At 69.1% G+C, this 15,600-nt stretch carries 13 protein-coding genes; 7 read left to right on the forward strand and 6 right to left on the reverse strand.

Annotated elements, in window-relative coordinates; all coding sequences use genetic code 11:
- Nucleotides 1-13: 13 nt before the first annotated feature.
- Nucleotides 14-871 (reverse strand): formate/nitrite transporter family protein, encoded by an 858-nt coding sequence (locus tag HMPREF3086_RS01915; RefSeq protein WP_061229468.1) that lies wholly within the window; start codon nucleotides 869-871, stop codon nucleotides 14-16.
- A 921-nt stretch (nucleotides 872-1,792) separates the two neighbouring features.
- Between HMPREF3086_RS01915 and HMPREF3086_RS01920 the strand changes: the two genes are divergently transcribed.
- The 4 genes from HMPREF3086_RS01920 to HMPREF3086_RS01935 all read left to right on the forward strand — a co-directional run bounded on the left by HMPREF3086_RS01920 (nucleotide 1,793) and on the right by HMPREF3086_RS01935 (nucleotide 7,498).
- Complete coding sequence (locus HMPREF3086_RS01920) at nucleotides 1,793-2,233, forward strand: hypothetical protein (RefSeq protein WP_061229467.1); 441 nt, start codon at nucleotides 1,793-1,795, stop codon at nucleotides 2,231-2,233.
- Nucleotides 2,234-2,312: 79 nt separating this feature from the next.
- On the forward strand, nucleotides 2,313-2,975 hold the full coding sequence (locus HMPREF3086_RS01925; RefSeq protein WP_082767789.1) for a signal peptidase I: 663 nt from the start codon (nucleotides 2,313-2,315) through the stop codon (nucleotides 2,973-2,975).
- Nucleotides 2,972-4,696 (forward strand): hypothetical protein, encoded by a 1,725-nt coding sequence (locus HMPREF3086_RS18295; RefSeq protein WP_141763950.1) that lies wholly within the window; start codon nucleotides 2,972-2,974, stop codon nucleotides 4,694-4,696. The genes HMPREF3086_RS01925 and HMPREF3086_RS18295 overlap by 4 nt, the downstream gene beginning before the upstream one ends.
- A 189-nt stretch (nucleotides 4,697-4,885) precedes the next feature.
- Nucleotides 4,886-7,498: an ATP-dependent DNA ligase gene (locus HMPREF3086_RS01935; RefSeq protein ID WP_070719887.1), complete on the forward strand. Its 2,613-nt coding sequence runs from the start codon at nucleotides 4,886-4,888 to the stop codon at nucleotides 7,496-7,498.
- A 48-nt stretch (nucleotides 7,499-7,546) separates the two neighbouring features.
- Here HMPREF3086_RS01935 and HMPREF3086_RS19845 read toward each other — a convergent pair whose 3' ends face one another.
- Nucleotides 7,547-7,909: a DUF6328 family protein gene (locus tag HMPREF3086_RS19845; RefSeq protein WP_371441639.1), complete on the reverse strand. Its 363-nt coding sequence runs from the start codon at nucleotides 7,907-7,909 to the stop codon at nucleotides 7,547-7,549.
- A gap of 307 nt (nucleotides 7,910-8,216) precedes the next feature.
- On the opposite strand from HMPREF3086_RS19845, the gene HMPREF3086_RS01945 reads away from it, so the two are divergent.
- A complete protein-coding gene (locus tag HMPREF3086_RS01945; RefSeq protein ID WP_070719889.1) occupies nucleotides 8,217-8,762 on the forward strand; it encodes a hypothetical protein in 546 nt (181 codons plus the stop codon).
- 485 nt (nucleotides 8,763-9,247) lie between these two features.
- Here the strand turns inward: HMPREF3086_RS01945 and HMPREF3086_RS01950 are convergent, their stop codons facing one another.
- The 4 genes from HMPREF3086_RS01950 to HMPREF3086_RS01965 form a co-directional block, all read right to left on the reverse strand.
- Complete coding sequence (locus HMPREF3086_RS01950; RefSeq protein ID WP_131885338.1) at nucleotides 9,248-9,451, reverse strand: hypothetical protein; 204 nt, start codon at nucleotides 9,449-9,451, stop codon at nucleotides 9,248-9,250.
- A 232-nt stretch (nucleotides 9,452-9,683) separates the two neighbouring features.
- Entirely contained in the window at nucleotides 9,684-10,121 is a 438-nt protein-coding gene (locus HMPREF3086_RS01955) for a hypothetical protein (RefSeq protein WP_070719893.1), read from the reverse strand.
- The gene (locus tag HMPREF3086_RS01960; protein ID WP_070719898.1) at nucleotides 10,114-11,685 is read right to left on the reverse strand and encodes a sodium:solute symporter family protein; all 1,572 of its coding nucleotides are present in this window, start codon (nucleotides 11,683-11,685) and stop codon (nucleotides 10,114-10,116) included. The genes HMPREF3086_RS01955 and HMPREF3086_RS01960 overlap by 8 nt, the downstream gene beginning before the upstream one ends.
- Nucleotides 11,682-13,436, reverse strand: coding sequence for an AMP-binding protein (locus HMPREF3086_RS01965; protein ID WP_243699618.1), 1,755 nt, complete (start codon nucleotides 13,434-13,436; stop codon nucleotides 11,682-11,684). Before HMPREF3086_RS01965 ends, HMPREF3086_RS01960 begins: the two co-directional genes overlap by 4 nt.
- A 78-nt stretch (nucleotides 13,437-13,514) precedes the next feature.
- Between HMPREF3086_RS01965 and HMPREF3086_RS01970 the strand changes: the two genes are divergently transcribed.
- Nucleotides 13,515-14,294 (forward strand): enoyl-CoA hydratase/isomerase family protein, encoded by a 780-nt coding sequence (locus tag HMPREF3086_RS01970; RefSeq protein WP_070719899.1) that lies wholly within the window; start codon nucleotides 13,515-13,517, stop codon nucleotides 14,292-14,294.
- A 14-nt stretch (nucleotides 14,295-14,308) separates the two neighbouring features.
- The coding region (locus HMPREF3086_RS01975; protein WP_070719901.1) for a GAF domain-containing protein at nucleotides 14,309-15,600 on the forward strand (1,292 nt) is incomplete at its 3' end.

Here is a 15,600-nt window from a genome sequence, read left to right on the forward strand (position 1 = left end):
AGGGACGACCGGGTCAGGCCGGGGCGCCGGCGGGCTCCACGTCGGCCTGGGCGGACTCGGCCTGCAGCGGCCGCCGCGCCTTGGTACGGGCGTGGGTGACGTAAAGGGTCAGGCCCACGAAGAGCAGGCCACCGGCGAGGTTCCCGAGGACCGTGGGGATCTCGTTCCACACCAGGTAGTCGCTCCAGGAGAAGTCACCGCCCAGCATGAGTCCGGTCGGGAACAGGAACATGTTGACCACCGAGTGTTCGAAGCCCATGTAGAAGAACAGCATCACCGGCATCCACATGGTCAGCGCCTTGCCGCTCACACTGGTTGACATCATCGCCGCCACCACGCCGGTGGAGACCATCCAGTTGCACAGCACGCCACGGAAGAACAGGGACGCCATCCCGGCCGCGCCGTACTCCTTATAGCCCAGGGTCCGCGCCTCGCCGATCTCCCCGAGGCGCTGGCCCACCTCGTCGGGCGCCACGTTGAACCCGTAGGTGGTGATGAACGCGATGAGGAACGCCACCGTCAGCGCGCCGGCGAAGTTGCCGACGAAGACCAAGCCCCAGTTGCGGAGCATCCCGCCGACCGTGACGCCTCTGCGCTTGTCGAGCAGGGCCAGCGGCACCAGCGTGAACACGCCGGTGAGCAGGTCGAAGCCGAGCAGGTACAGCAGAATGAACCCGACGGGGAACAGCACCGCCCCGAGCAGGGCGCTGCCCGTCTGCACGGTGACCGTCACGGCGAACGCCGCCGCCAACGCCAGGATCGCCCCGGCCATGAAGCCGCGGATCAGCGTGTCTCGGGTGGACATGTGAACCTTCTTGGCCCCGGCGTCGATCATCGCCCGGGTGAAGTCCTCTGGTTGAACGTAGGACACGTCGTCTCCTCCAGCTCTGCGGTAGCCGCGCTAATGAACTGGACCGAGTCTGAACGCGCATTGTGTCGTGGCCGTTTCGCCGCGGCAGTAGTCGGTAACCGTCGGCTCACGAGGAGGCGGGCGGGCGGTGAGGGCCGCCTCGTGCGGGGAGGCGGGCGGGCGGTGAGGGGACGGCGAGGGGCCGGCGAGGGGTCCGACCGGTGTAGGCGAGGGGTCCGACCGGTGTAGGGGTCCGAGTCCGCTGTCGAGTGGTCGAATCCGTTCGCGTTTTCCCAGGTGGCTTCGTCCACCACCGCCCAGGTGTGACCACTCGACGAAAGGCACACCCACGTCCCCGCCGTCCCGCGCGGGGTCGACGACATCGCCGCATCCACCGGGGCGACGGTGCGGTGGTATCAGGGCAACGGCAAACGCGACCTGCGGTGCTCGCCGTGAGCGTGGCCGACGTGGCGGAGGAGTAGGAGAAGCGTGACGCGCTGCGGCAGCTGGCCGGGCTGGCGGGAGGGGCCGGGTAAGCCCAGCCCGCAGGCGGAATTCTGGCGGGAAATCGGCGCGCTCGTCGTCGTCACATAGCCACGCCCACACCCACGACGCCGAGCCCCGCCCGGCGGCACCCTTCGACAACGGGCACGGCCCGGACACTCGCTAAGTGTTCGGGCCGTCCACTTCCCCTCCGGCGCCACGCTTCTCGAGGCGGCGAGAGCTGAGGGCCACTCCGGGGGTACGCGCGCCGTTGTTGACGGCGTGCATTACTTGCGTTGCCTAACAAACAGGGCGGCCGTTCAAGTCGCGCGATCAGAAAGGCCAGTCTCACGTACCGCTCATCGGAACACCCGAGGCAATCCTCATAATGCCTGGCAGAAGCCGGTTGTCTCGCGAAAGGGCAACTTCACCGGCGCGGCCGACGGCTGGAACGAGTTCATGACCCAGGACAAGGCCGGCACGATGCAGTTCGGTCCGGAGGCCGCGGGCATGATCCCCAACGAGACGGTCTACGCGGCCGTGGGCCTCCGCGAGCAGCACAACAAGATGGACGCCAAAGTCACGCTGACCAAGGTCACCTCTGACACCGGACCGCTGGGCAAGTGGATCACCCTCGGCGTCAGCGCCCCGCTCACCGAGAATCCCAGCGACTGCTCGACGGTCCCGGTGGCTAAGACCACCCTGCTCGAGAGCGCTGATGCCCAGATGGCCACCTTCGACCTCGCCGGCGGGCAGACCCGGTGGTTCTGTTTCAGCGCCACGCTCGATCCGAAGACTCCTGCCAACACCGCTCCTACCGCGAGCAAGAACATCCAGTGGAAGTTCGACGCCGAGAGCAAGGAGAAGGTCGCCCCCGCAGCGGAGCAGACCGCCGAGTGACACCCGCGGTGGTCGCGGGGACCGCCCGCGACCACCGCCGCCCACTTCCTCCTCCCCTCCCCCCTCCTTGGAGCACCCCATGAGCGCCCCGGCCCCCGCCCGTCATCGTCGCGACCCCGCACGCCGCTCGGTGTGGTCCTACATCGCGGGCGGCATCGGTAACCTCCTCGCCGCCGCCGGTGTGGTCTGCATCGTGCTGGTGATCCTCGCGGTGACGATGAACGTCTCGCTCATCATGTTCAAGACCGGGTCGATGTCGCCGACGATCCCCACGGGATCCGTCGCGGTCGTCAAGCAGATCTCCGCCAACGAGATCGAGATCGGCGACGTGGTAACCGTTGACCGCGGTGAAGGCCAACTCCCCGTCACCCATCGCGTGGTGGAGATCTACCCCCAGGCCCCCGGCGAAGCCCTCCTGCAGATGAAGGGCGACGCCAACCCGGACGTCGACCCCGGTATGTATCGCGTCGAGACGGTACGCGAAGTGCTCTGGTCCGTTCCGGAGCTCGCCAAAGTGATCGTATGGTTCGGCAACCCGTATGTGCTGGGCGGTATCAGCTTGTTCGCCGCCCTCGGAGTGCTCTGGGCGTTCTGGCCGAGGGAAGGCCGGGACCAGATCGGCGAAGTCGAGTCGCATGACGCGGCCGATGGCGCCCGCACGGACGATAAGTCCGATCCCACCAACGGCCTCGACGCCGCCGAGACGCGCGCCGGGAGTGATACCCAGGGAGGTGCCCAGTGAACGCGACCACCTCCCAGGTGAGAAGGGTCGTCACCGTTCTCAGCGCCCTGGTCATGGTTATCGGGATCGGCGCCGTCGTGCAGAACGTAGAACCGACCGAGGCGTCATGGGCGGAGCAGGTTCACGGAACTTCCCAGTTCGGGATGGCGAATATCCACGCGGGCAACCGCTTTGCCCGCGCGATGTCAACCTATGGCTTCATGGACCGAGCCGCTAAGGACCACAACGTCGGTCCCGTCAGCGCTCTCCGAGTTTCTACGGACAAGGAACCTCGCGCCATTACCGGGCCATCTACCCATTCTTCTTCCGGCGCCTTCCCGCTCTATCTCCTGCACCTCAATACCGTGGGGTTCTCCTGCTCAACCGTCGATGTGAAGAAGGCAGAGTGCGCTAACGGGGTGCCTGAAAACTTCTCCAACCCCACCGCGAGCGCTGTTTCCGAGACTCAGAACCTCGAGGTACGAACTGCTTTCGTGGGCCTCGATCTCGTCACGTACCAAAACTCGACCCCGATCCGCGCTACAGCCACCTGCTCGCCGGCGAGGGGCGCCGCAACCATGACATCAGCCGGCTCGATTATCCTCGGCCGGGACACCCTCCTCTCCGACCAAATCGAAGTCCCCGTCCCCGGCCCCAACGCCGAGTCCTCCAACAACAGGAGCTGGGGCAGCTACGACTACACCGCTACCATGCAGCACGTCCGCAAGGAAGAGCCTGGGTACGCGATGTCGCAGCTGCGTCTGCGTGTCAATGCCACCGGCACGGACGGAGCCGAGCGATGGAACCTCACTTTGATCCTCGCCCACGCTGAGTGCGGTGTGGACCGGGCCTTAACTGATTCGCCCACACGCCCGACTACCGGCGCGTGGCCCGCCCTTAATGCGCGGTCGAGCCGCATCTCGACACCCATGGCTCAGCAGTCCGCTGGTCGCCAACCGCTGGTCGACCAAGCTGACGGTGCGGAGGCTCGAGCGGAGAGCGAGAGTTCCGAATCCGGTCTAAATAATGACCCGCTCGACTCGGTTGACACCAGCCTCCCCACTCTCGCGGACGGGGCAAGAGGCGACCTCGCAGACGCAATGCCCACGGGAACCAGCGCGCCGGTTCCCTCGGTCACCAACGCTCCGTTGTCTGGCGTACAAGAACCGCCGGCGCCTACGTCGCCGAGTTCCCCCAGCGAAAGTGCGCCGCCGGAAGCGGCCGCCCCGACCGAGGGCCCCCAGGACCCCGAGCAGGTGAGGGTCGGCTGCGAGTTCGCCGTAGTCACCCGCAACGGCGTCGAACTCGGAACCGCGAGGATCGACGACATCGTCCGGACACCCGGCTGCGGCGTGGAGCTCACCCTGACCATCCGGACTGCTGCCGAGGCGGGCCCCGACCGGTGGGCGTCCATCAGCCCGGGCGACTTCGCCGAAGTCCGCCCCGGCGGATCGATCCGCAAGGCCGGTCGCGTCAGCTCGGACTGCGAGCGGTCGGCGAACTCTCGAGTCACCGCGCTGTCAGCGGGCCGGGAGTACGAATTCGTCATCGCGATCGCGCTCGACGACTCCGCGCAGCGGGCCATGCTCCGACCCGACAGCACCGCCGGGTGGGTGTTCGACCTCCCGCCGCTGCCCAAGGATGCCGCGACGACCAGCCAGGCACCGGCAACCAACGCGAGCCCGACCCCGGACGCGAGTGAGCCCAGCGTCGAGACGTCGGTGAACACCGCCGAAGCATGAGCCGCGCTCGGCAAGCACGCCCCGAGGCCGGCTCTCGGTAGACGAACCACAGCCGCCCTCGCCCCTCCGGCCGGTCCCGCACACGACGCGCGGGGCCGGCCGGTTGAGTCGCGGCCCTTGTCGTCGTCGCCACCCGATCCGCCCACCGAGCCGGTCGCCGGTGTCCGAGTCGGATGCGAGAGTGGTCCCATGGCGACCAAGGGGCAGAAGGATTCGGTGAAGGTCGACGGGCGCACCGTGCGGTTCACCCATCCCGACAAGGTGCTCTACGAGGCCACCGGCACCACCAAGGCCGACGTGCTGGAGTACTACACGGCCGTCGCGCCGCTGCTCATCACCTATGCCGGCAACCGGCCAGTCACCCGCAAGCGCTGGCCCGACGGCACCGACGCAGACTCCTTCTTCGAGAAGAACCTGCCCCAGCACGCGCCCGACTGGGTGCCGAGCGTGACCATCGAGCACTCCTCGCGCACCGTCACCTACCCCGTACTCGACTCCCCCGCGACTCTCGCGTGGTTCGCCCAGCAGGCCGCCCTCGAACTGCACGTGCCGCAGTGGACCCTCTCCGACGGCGAGCCGGGACGGACGCGGCGGATCGTCATCGACCTCGACCCGGGTGAGGGCGTGGAACTGGATATGACGGCGAAGGTCGCCCTCCGCGTCCGGGACCTGCTGTCCGAGGCGGGACTCGAGGCGTTCCCGGTCACCAGCGGCTCGAAGGGAATCCACCTCTACGCCCGGCTGGACAAGGCCGTCACCGCCGCCAGCGCCTCCAAGGTGGCCAAGGAGATCGCGCAGTCCCTCGCCAAGCAGACCCCCGACCTGGTCACCGCCACCATGAAGCGCTCCATTCGCGACGGCAAGGTGTTCGTCGACTGGAGCCAGAACAGCGGCGCCAAGACCACCGTCGCGCCCTACTCCCTGCGCGGACGGGCAGAACCGTGGGTGGCCGCACCCCGCTCGTGGGAGGAACTCGGCGACGGCGGCCTGACGCACCTGCACTGGGACGAGGTGCTCAAGCGACTGGACTCCGACGGCGACCTCCTCGACGGCCTCGAAGGCACGGCCAAGAAGGGCGGGTCGGCCAAGAAGAAGGCGTCCTCGTCCGGCCCGACGTCGCGGGCCAAGAAGTCGTCCGGGGGCAAGAAGAGCTCGTCGTCGTCCGCTGACGAGGACCCCGAGCCCGCCGACACCAGCTCGACCGACGTCGAGGGCTGCGACGCCGAGCCCACCAGCGGCGACGCCGTGGTCACGAGTCTCGAGGAGTACCGCCGCAAGCGGGATCGCCGCAAGACGCCCGAGCCGTTCGAGGGCGAGGTCGAGACCGATCGCTCAGGGGGCGACGGACCCATCTTCGTGATACAAGAGCACCACGCCCGGCGCCTGCACTACGACCTGCGGCTCGAACACCACGGCGTCCTGGCCTCGTGGGCCGTGCCCAAGAACCTGCCCACCGAGCCCAAGGACCGGCGGCTCGCCGTGCACACCGAGGACCACCCGCTCGGCTACGAGACGTTCGAGGGCACCATCCCCAAGGGCGAATACGGCGCCGGCCACATGACCGTCTGGGACCGCGGCACCTACGAGTGCGAGAAGTGGCGCGAGGACGAAATCATCGTGTGGCTCGACGGCGAGAAGGTCTCCGGCCGGTACGTACTGGTGCGCACGAGCGCCGAGAGGAACCAGTGGATCGTGCAGTACATGAAGGACCAATCGCCCGCCTCCTTCTACGGCGGCCGCGACAATCCGAAGTCGTCGTACCCGGACGATGACAAGCGTGCGCGCGGCTCCGGCGACCCCGATGGTTCCGACGGCAAGGCGCGCTCGCGTTCCACCGACCGGTCCGACAGCACCAGCCGCCCCGAGGCTCCCCCGCTGCCCATGATCCCCACGGCCGCCGAGGTGACCGAACTGCCCGACGACACGTGGGCGTTCGAGGGCAAGTGGGACGGCTACCGCGTCACCCTCGCGACCGACGGCGCACAGACGCGCCTCGTCAGCCGCAACGGCAACTCCATGGACTGGCTCGCCGACGGCTTCCCCGGGCTGGCCGAAGCGCTCGAGCGGCGGGCCGTTCTCGACGCCGAGCTGGTAATCCTCAACGCCAACGGAGTGCCGGACTTCGCGTCACTGGCCAAACAGGCCGCCGCCGAGGGCAAGGACTCGTCCCTGCCGCCGGTCGAGCTGTTCGTCTTTGACGTGCTCGAGGTCGATGGCGTGGACCTGCAGAAACAGGCGTGGGAGCGCCGCCGAGAGGTGCTGGACCTGCTCGCGCCGGCACTGCGGGAGGTCGATCGAGTGCACGTGCCGGAGGTCCTCGACGGCCCCGGTGACCGCGCCTTGGCCGAGGCCGAGGAATACGGCTGGGAGGGCATCGTCGCCAAGCGCCGTGACTCGAAGTACGAATCCGGCCGCCGTTCCAAGGCCTGGCTCAAGCAGAAGCTGCTCACCACCACCGAGGCCGTCGTCGGCGGATGGCGGCCCGGCAAGGGCGGACGCTCCGGCTCGCTCGGCTCCCTCCTACTGGGCCTACCCGCCGAAACCGGCCTCGCCTACATCGGCCGCGTCGGCACCGGGTTCACCGACAAACAGGCCCGCGCCCTACTCGCCGAGCTCACGCCCCTCGAGCGCAAGACCAGCCCGTTCGTCGACCAACTTCCCGCAGACGCCCGCCGCGACGCCGTCTGGGTGACGCCCAAGATCGTCGTGGAAGTTCGCCACCAGGGCTTCACCGACGACGGCAACATGCGCCAACCCTCCTGGCGCGACATCCGCCGCGACAAGCTGCCGGGGGATCTGTAACGGCGCTGACCTGTAGTGCCCTGGACGGGCCTTTCAGGGCACTGCAGGTCAGGGGCCGCCGAGTGTCGTCTCGCCCGCCTCGCGACTGCGACGCCGGCGAGGCGCGAACCTCGTCGTCGTCACTCCCCACCCCGCCGCGACCGCGGTCGGAACTTTGTCGACACCACTGCGAATAAATGGCCCGGGAATCGCAATGGCTACACCAAAGTTCGGAAGAGCGATTGCCAGTGCCCCACGCGCGCCACCGCCGAGCTCGGCGAAACGCTCCTGGAACGGCACGACCAGCAGGAAGCCGGTGAGCACCTGGCCGCCGGTCTGGACGATGCGCAACTCCTGCAGCAGCTCGATCCAGTTGCGGTCGATCCGCTGGGCCTCGGTCTCGTCGCGCTCGCGGGACTGGTCGACGTCCATGCAGCTCCTCTCGCCGCAGAATCCCTCATCGATTCCCGGCCCACCGGGCGACGCCGGGTCTTTGCCGGGAGTCGGCAGCACCCCGCCGGTTCCGCCCACCCATCGGCGGCCCGGTGCGGCGGACGCTGAGCTCGTCGTCGTCGCCGTCACTCCCTCACACCGCATCGCGATAGCCGCGTCCGGCGAAACGCTAACCTGCAATGCCCTGGACGGGGGTTTCAGGGCGCCGCAGGTCAGGGCGGTTCTCGGCCACCCCGCCGCGGGCGATCGGCCACCGCGGGCCGGGGCGTTCGGGCAGCATGAAGGCATGGTCAAGTCGTCGAGTACCGCCGCCGTCGCCGCCGCCACCGGCCGTTCGTGGGAGGACTGGGTCGAGCTGCTCGACCGAGAGGGCGCCCGCGAGCTCAAGCACACCGCGATCGCGCGACTGACGCTGCAGCACATGCCCGAGTCTGCGGAGCAGCGCGAATGGTGGGCGCAGTCGGCGGCCGTCGCCTACGAACAACACACCGGCCTGCGCGTCCCGGGACAGTCCTGCGACGGCGACTTCCAGCTGTCCACCTCGAAAACCGTGGCCGGCGACAAGGACGCGGCGCTGGAGGCGTGGATGGCGCTCGTCGGTGCGCGCGAGGAGTTCGGCGGGGTCGAGATCGAGGCGGCGCCATCCACGTCAAGCACCGAGAAGTTGCGTTACTGGCGGGTTCCGCTGGCCGACGGCACGCGCGTGGCCCTGAACTTCAGCGACAAGACCGGCGGCAAATGCACCGTGGGCGTGGTCCACTCGAAGCTCGACTCCGCCGAGGCCATCGACTACTGGCGGCCCGTGTGGAAGGAGTTGCTCGGGCAGCTATGAGGCCTGAGTTCGTCGGTGGCACGTGCCTACTGACCGCACTGACCGCTGTTCGACACTTCCCAGGGATTAATCGAGCGGATCGAGTGACGAGTAGTTACTACCGCCGACAAGCGGCTCGACACGACGTTATTGGCCAGGACGTTTCGGGGTCTCATCGTGACCCGTCACAGCTCAGCGTCTCGCCCTGTAAGACCGAGACGACCGGGCTCGAACTCGATGTCAGCGCCTTCTTCACCAGCCAGGAGGTCGACGGGAGTAGTGGAATCCTGAGCCAACACTTCAGCGATAATCTCGCGTGTCTCCGCCTCGACTGAACGGCGGGGCGCGCGCTTCCTCTCGGCGCACAATATTGTCCGTCTTGAAGCTGTCCTTCATACCTTGGACATATGCGTCGTACACCTCGGGAGTCTCTGCGCGCGCCCGCTCTAGCCAACCCTGATCGGGCATGGGCGTCGGCAAGTGAACGTGGTGTTCCTGGAGGAAGCTCAGCTGCGCTTGGATGACGGCATTGATGCTCGAAGCATCACGTCGTTCATCCGGGTGAGGCTGTAACCCATCCCTGTTGACTGCGTCGGGTACATCGCCTTCGCGTTCGCGTACGTCGTCTGGCCGCTCAGGTCCATCAGTGAGCCCGCGCCGGCCAGAAACGCGGCCCTGCGCTCCCTCTTCCTGACCTTCGAGTCCTTCATGCCCCTCAGTGTAGCCATCTCCGTCATCACCGATCGTCACGTTTGTAGTTCCGCCCACCCACTCAAAACGCCCCTGAGACGCCGCTGTCGAGTCGGACGATAAGCCAGCTCCAGCCTCGGTGGGGGCTACACCTACCTAACAAAACAGCCGCGCGCCCCGCGTGCCCCCGTCCCGTGGCTATGCGGTGCGGTTTCACGTGGAGCGCGCGGCCGCGGCTGCGCGCGTGGCCGGTCAGTCGGCGACGGCCGCCAGGCGCTTCTCGTCGATCGTGCGGTCAAACACGAACGCGTAGAGGAGTCCCGCGCCGATGGCCGTGTAGGGCCAAATGAAGTAGACGATCACGCCCATCGACATCGGCAGGCCCCACAGGGTGGCGTCGCCGGACGCGGTGAGGATCGACCACACCACCAGCACGGCGAGCACCGCGCAGTAGGCGACGATGCCGATGCTCGAAGCGCGGTCCCAGGTGCCGTTGGCGCGCAGCGAGCCCATGAGCATCATGGCCACGGCGAACAGCGGGACGGCGAGGAAGACCATCTGCCAGACGTCCGCGAGCATCCCGATCAGCGCGAACGCGGCGATCCCGGCGAACACGTGGATGAGGGTCCCGGCGCGCTTGTACTCGGGGACGGGGGCACCGGCGCGGTCGAGGGCGGCGAGATCAGACATGGTCGGGCCTTTCGGTGGTGGCGGTCGGCGCGGAACCGGCGGTCGACGCGGAGCCGGCGGTCGGCGCGGTGCCGGTGAGCAGCGAGTCGGTGCGGGCGCCGGGGCCGCCGTAGAGGAATCCCAGGGTCGCGTCGGGGTGACGGTTGGAGGTGACGAGCGAGATCCCGTAGAAGAGCACGATCGACACGAGCAGCGAGATTCCGCCGACCTGCATGTACTCGGGCACGGTGATGACCTCACGGGCGGCCAGCGAGCTGATCACCAGGTTGCCGAGGATCGCGAAGATGACCGTGATGGTCGCGGCCGTCGAGGTGGCGCTCTCCCAGTAGATCGACATGACCACCGGGCCGAGGATCGCCGCCGCGAACGCCGCCCAGCCCAGCGCGCCGAGCAGGAACACCACCTGCGACAGGAACAGGGTCAGCAGCACCGAGAGCACCACGAGCGTCAGCGAGGCGACGCGGCTCCACAGCACCTCGCGGACCACGCGGACCCCGAATGCGGAGGGCAGGTCACGCATCATCGACGAGGCGCCGATGGTGATGAAGCTCGAGGCCGAGGACATGATCGCCGCGAGTAGACCGGTCAGGGCGACGCCGCCGACGACCGGGTGCGTGACGGAGTCGAGGAACCAGATGGCGGTGTCGTCGATGTTCTCGAGTTCGGGGGCGTCTCCGGTGATCGTCATGGAGCGGGTGGCCAAACCGATACCCACCGAGAACAAGGTGGTCACGCCGTAGGCGATCCCGGCGACGGCGGCACCCCACTTGAGCTGGGTCATGTCCCGCAGCATGAGGAACTTGGTGAGCAGCTGCGGCTGGCCGACGGCGCCGACGAAGATGAGCAGACCGAACGCGAAGATGTACGTCGGCGACTTCACGCCGTCGATCGACAGCAGTTCGGCGCTGGTCGCGGAGATCGTGTCGAGCATCGGCACCCAGCCACCGGCCACCTGGACGGCGAAGAAGAACAGCCCCACGGACATGACCACCATGAGCACGCCCTGGACGAGGTCGGTCCACACGGCGGCGAGCATGCCGCCGGCCATGGTGTACGCGGCCACGACGAGCGAGCCGATCCACGCACTGGTCGCCACGGAGGTGCCCAACAGCAGCGAGATGATCACGCCGATCGAGGTGACCTGCGCGGTCATGTAGGCGACGGCGGCCACGAACACCGCGACCGACATCGTGGCGTGCGAGGTGCGGTCCTGGAAGCGGATCCGGATGAGGTCCGGCACCGAGTAGACGCTGTGCTTCTTGCCGATCCAGTTGAGCCGGCTGCCCAGGAGGAACCAGGCGGCGGCAAACCCGAACGGGGCGAAGAGGCCGACGGCGATGAGCGCCTGGAGGCCCCAGGAGTACGTCTGCCCGGTGCCGCCAACCATGCCCCAGCCCGACTGGATGGAGGAGAAGCTGGCGATGGCCATGACGAAGAAGCCGAGCGACTGGCCGGCGACGAGGAATTCCTTGGCCGATTTCATCTTGGTGTTGGCCCACGCGCCGATGGCGAACATCAGCACGAAGTAGGCGAGCACCACGCCTATGACGACGGGATTGTTCACGACTTGTCCTTTGTCTGGTCGGCGGAGAACGAGGCGCGCAGCTGCGCCCGGCGGATCTTGCCGGTGTTGGTGGTGGGCAGTTCGTCCAGGAAGACGACCTCCCGCGGGTATTGGTAGAAGGCCAGCCGCTCCTTGACGAACGCCTGGATCTCGCGCGCGAGCTCCTCGCCCGCGTCGGCGTCGGCGGCCGGGACGATGTACGCGACGATCGCCTCTCCGCGCAGCTCGTCCGGCACGCCGATCACGGCGACCATTTCGACGGCCGGGTGGCGCAGGATCTGGTCCTCGATCTCGCCGGGGCCCACTCGGTAACCGGCCGACGAGATCAGGTCGTCGTTGCGGCCGGAGAACCAGAAGTTCCCGTCGTCGTCGACCTTCGCCAGATCACCGGTGTGCAGCACGCCGCCGGCGGTCTTCCCGTCGGTCTTCTCGGGCGAGTTCCAGTAGCGCAGGAAGGCGTTCGGGCTGGGCAGTCGCACGCAGATCTCGCCCACCTCCCCCGCGGCGACCGGCTGGCCGAGCTCGTCGAGCAGCCCGAGGTCGAACCCCGGCGTCGGGCGGCCCATGGAGCCGGGCGGGGTGTCGAACTCGACGTGGCACGTGCCCACGATGAGGTTGCACTCGGTCTGGCCGTAGATCTCGTTGACCTGCACGCGCAGCGCCTCGCGGGCCCATTCGGCGACGGCCTCGCCGAGCGCCTCGCCGCCGGAGAACGCCGCGCGCAGGCCGGTGCGCGAGTAGTCGACGTCGGAGGCGCGCATCATCTTGAGGATCGTCGGCGGCAGGAACGAGCACGTCACGCCGTGACGCCGGAGGATGTGCTCGACGTTCTCCGGGGTCGGCCGCCGGTCGGAGGCCACCACGGGCACGCCGCTGTAGAGGCTCGGCAGCAGCACGTCGAGCAGCCCGCCAGCCCACGCCCAGTCGGCCGGCGTCCAGAACACGTCGGTGCTCTCCCCCGCCGCGGCACTGTCCCCTGCCGCGGCGCTCTCCCCCGCCGCACCGCCCGGGAACCCGTCGAGCGCGCGCACGACGCCGGGCATGTGCCCCAGCACCACGCGGTGACCGTGCAGCGCGCCCTTGGGCTGGCCGGTGGTACCGGAGGTGTAGATGAGCAGCGCGGGGTCGTCGGGGCCGGTGTCAGGGGTGACGACGGCGAGGTCCGCCTCCTCCGCCACCGCCAGCGGCAGCACGGTGAGCAATGTCGCCTCGTGCACGGCGTCACCGGTCACGAGCACGGTGTGCAGCTCGGGCAGCCCGGCGAGCTCGCCGGCGAGGCGGGCGTAGCAGTCGGCGTCGAACACGGCCGCGACCGCGCCGGAGTCGCCCATGCGGAACAGCGCGGCCTCGGGCCCGAACTTCACCGACAGCGGCACCGCGATCGCCCCCATGAGGTACGCGGCGACGTGCGCGACCGCGGTCTCCGCGGACTGGGCACACATCACGGCGATCCGGTCGCCCTCGCCGACGCCGCGCTCGCGCAGGAACGTGGTGAGCCGGCGGGCCCGCTCGCCGAGCTGCCCGAACGTGGTGACCTCCGGCGGGGCGTCGCCGCGGTCCACCACGATCGCGGGTGCCTCCGGCGGATGCGCGTCGGTGCACGCCGCGCCGATGTTGAACTGTTCCGGGATCTCCCAGCGGAAGTCCTCGGGCCGCAGCGGCGGGCTCCAGGGCCGCGGCTGATCTCCCGGCTGACCGGCCGCCTGGCTGCCCAACCCGCCGCCCGGCTGGCTGTGTGTGATCTCTCTCACCTGAGGGTGCATGCCTTGACCGTAGAAGTGGTCTGGTTCACATACAATGGAGATTCCCCCTAGCTTCGGAGCCTCACCATGTATGAATTCCTATCCCTCGACGTCACGGACGGCATCGCCCTCGTCACCCTGAACCGCCCGCCGGTCAACGCCCTGTCCCGCGCGATGCAGGAGGAACTCCGCGCGGTGTCGGCCGAGGTCTCGGGCCGCGACGACGTCGACGCCGTGGTGTTCACCGGCAGCGAGCGCGTCTTCGCCGCCGGCGCGGACATCAAGGAGATGCGCGACATGACCCACGCGCAGATGGTCACCGAGGCCCGCTCCCTGCAGTCGGCGTTCTCGGCCGTCGCCGCGATCCCCCAGCCCACCGTCGCCGCGATCACCGGCGCGGCCCTGGGCGGCGGCATGGAGCTCGCCCTGTGCTGCGACCGCCGGATCGCCGCGTCCAAGGCCAAGCTCGGCCAGCCCGAAATCCTCCTCGGCATCATCCCCGGCGCCGGCGGCACCCAGCGCCTGACCCGGCTCGTCGGCCCGGCCGTCGCCAAGGACATCTGCCTCACCGGTCGCACCCTCACCGCCGCCGAGGCCCTCGAGCTGCGGGCCGTCGAGGAGGTCGTCGAGGACGGCCGAACCACCGAACGCGCCCTCGAGTGGGCCCGCCAGTTCGTCGGCGGACCCCGCATCGCACTGCGGGCCGTCAAAGAGGCCGTCGACCGCGGCATCGAGGTGGACCTCGACTCCGGCCTGGCCATCGAGCGCGCCCTCTTCGCCGCCCTGTTCGCCACCGAGGACCGCGAGATCGGCATGCAGTCGTTCATCGACAACGGCCCCGGCAAGGCGCAGTTCACCGGCCGCTGAAATCCGCTCGAGCCATGGCGGTCGACCTGGCCCTCGGCCTGCGCGACGTCCTCGACGCCTCCGCCGAACTCGCCTCGGCGGAGGACGAGGACGCCGTCCTGCACATCGCCATCCGGCGGGCCCGCCAGATCGTGGGCACCGACCTGGCGTACGTCATGCTGCTCGACCCCGAGCGCGGCGACACCTACATGCGCATGGCCGAGGGCGCGACCAGCCCCCGCTTCGACACCATCCGCCTCGGCATGGGCCTCGGCCTCGGCGGGCAGGTCGCCGAGGCGATGGCCCCGCGTTGGACCCGCAACTACCTCGCCGACGAGCAGTACACCCACGTCATCGACCCGATCATCATCGACGAGGGCGTCAAAGCCATCCTCGGCGTCCCGGTACGCACCTTCGGCCGTCTCACCGGGATGCTGTTCACCTCCGACCGCACCGAACGCGACTTCACCCAGGACGAGATCACCCTCCTCGCCCTGCTCGCCGACCAGGTCTCGGCCGCCCTCACCGCCGCCGAACGCGCCACCCGACGACGCCGCGAACTCGACGCCACCCTCGACGCCCTCGACACCGCCCACGCCGAGACCGCCCGCCTCGCCGGCATCGTCGACCTCCACGAACGACTCACCCGGCTGGTCGTGGCCGGTGCCACCGTCCCCGAGATCGTCGACCTCGTGGTGGACATCGGTGGAGGCTCCGCCGCCGTGTTCGACCTCGCCCACCGGGAGATCGGCTGGGCGTGCCCGCCCGAGGGGACGCCGCTCGACCTGCTACGGCGGGTCGTCGACGACGTCGCCGCGGACACCGAGTGGACCGACGGACCCGTCACCCGGTCGGTGGACGGCCACCTCGTCGTCGTCACCCCGGTCGTCACCGGACCCGACCACCTCGGGTACGTCACCTTCGCCAGCCGCGGACCCGTCCCCGCGATCGGGCGGGCGCTCGGGCGCGTGGCCTCGGTGATCGCGCTGATCCTGCTGGGGCACCGCGCACGCGACGAGGCCGACAACCGCGTGCGCGGCGAACTCCTGGCCGAGGTGCTGGCGCCCGGCGAGCACGACCTCGACGCCATCGGCCGGCGCGCCGCCCTGCTCGGCGTGGACGTCGACACCGACCTCGTCGCGCTGGTCATCACCCCCGCCGAGGAGCGAATGCCACGCGCGCTGCAGGCCGAATGCCGCGCGCTCGCCCGCGCCGACAACGGCCTCGTCACCACCTACGGCGACCGCGCCGTCATGCTCCTGCCCGGATCCGACGCCGGGGCCACCGCCCGCGACGTGGCCGCCCGGCTCGCCGCGCACCAGGCGAC

The organism is Dietzia sp. HMSC21D01 (genome assembly GCF_001815995.1).
Taxonomy (GTDB): domain Bacteria; phylum Actinomycetota; class Actinomycetes; order Mycobacteriales; family Mycobacteriaceae; genus Dietzia; species Dietzia cinnamea.